This is a genomic window from Lentilactobacillus kisonensis DSM 19906 = JCM 15041 (assembly GCF_001434135.1).
Classification (GTDB): Bacteria; Bacillota; Bacilli; order Lactobacillales; family Lactobacillaceae; genus Lentilactobacillus; species Lentilactobacillus kisonensis.
In genome coordinates this window covers 1-1,093 of sequence record NZ_AZEB01000082.1, presented here as the reverse complement: position 1 = coordinate 1,093, position 1,093 = coordinate 1, and the positions used below count along the sequence as shown (strand labels likewise).

Here is a 1,093-nt window from a genome sequence, read left to right as displayed (position 1 = left end):
GCAGCACTTTGCGCATCACTGGCCGCACTGGCTGCAGAATTAGCGGCACTCGTTGCTTGATCGGCATCCGACACAGCTGATTCTGCTGCCTTCTTGGCATCACTCGCCGCACTGGCAGCTTTATTCGCGTCACTTTGTGCTGCTGGATTCTTCACAGCCGCATCGCTGGCTGCACTCGCATCACTGGCCGCTTTATCCGCCGCGTCACTGGCAATCTTGGCATCACTCGCCGCAGAGGTGGCCCGGTCAGCCGCTGCTGAAGCGTCCGCATTGGCTTGCTCGCGCTTAACCGCGGCATCCGAAGCTGCGTTCTTAGCCGCCGCATCATTGGCCGCATCGTTAGCGTCTTTAGCACCTGTCGTTGCTATATTCGCATTAGTCTTCGCATCATCCGCGGCATCACTGGCAACTTGGTTGCCATCACTAGCCGCGGCCGCATCACTGGTTGGATCCGCAGCACTTTGGGCATCACTGGCCGCACTGGCTGCAGAATTAGCGGCACTCGTGGCTTGATTCGCATCCGAGACAGCCGAAGCGGCGGCCTTCTTGGCATCACTCGCCGCACTGGCGGCTTTATTCGCGTCACTTTGCACTGCCGGGTTCTTCACGGCCGCATCGCTGGCCGCACTCGCAGCACTGGCCGCTTTATCGGCGGCGTCACTAGCAATCTTGGCATCACTCGCCGCTGAAGTGGCCCGGTCAGCCGCTGCTGAAGCGTCCGAGTTAGCTTGCTCGCGCTTAACTGCGGCATCCGAAGCCGCGTTCTTGGCCGCCGCATCGTTAGCCGCATCATTAGCATCGTTAGCACCTGTCGTTGCTGTATTTGCATTAGTCTTCGCATCATTGGCGGCATCACTGGCAACTTGGTTGCCATCACTAGCCGCGGCCGCATCACTGGTTGGATCCGCAGCGCTTTGGGCATCACTGGCCGCACTAGCCGCGGAATTAGCGGCACTCGTTGCTTGATTGGCATCCGAGACAGCTGATTCTGCTGCCTTCTTGGCATCACTCGCCGCACTAGCGGCTTTATTCGCGTCACTTTGCGCTGCCGGGTTCTTCACAGCCGCATCGCTGGCCGCACTCGCAGCACTGG

At 59.8% G+C, this 1,093-nt stretch carries 1 pseudogene; it reads right to left on the bottom strand.

What is annotated here, in order from left to right:
- A pseudogene (locus tag FC98_RS14940) lies at window positions 1-1,093 on the bottom strand (hypothetical protein); the annotation flags it as partial.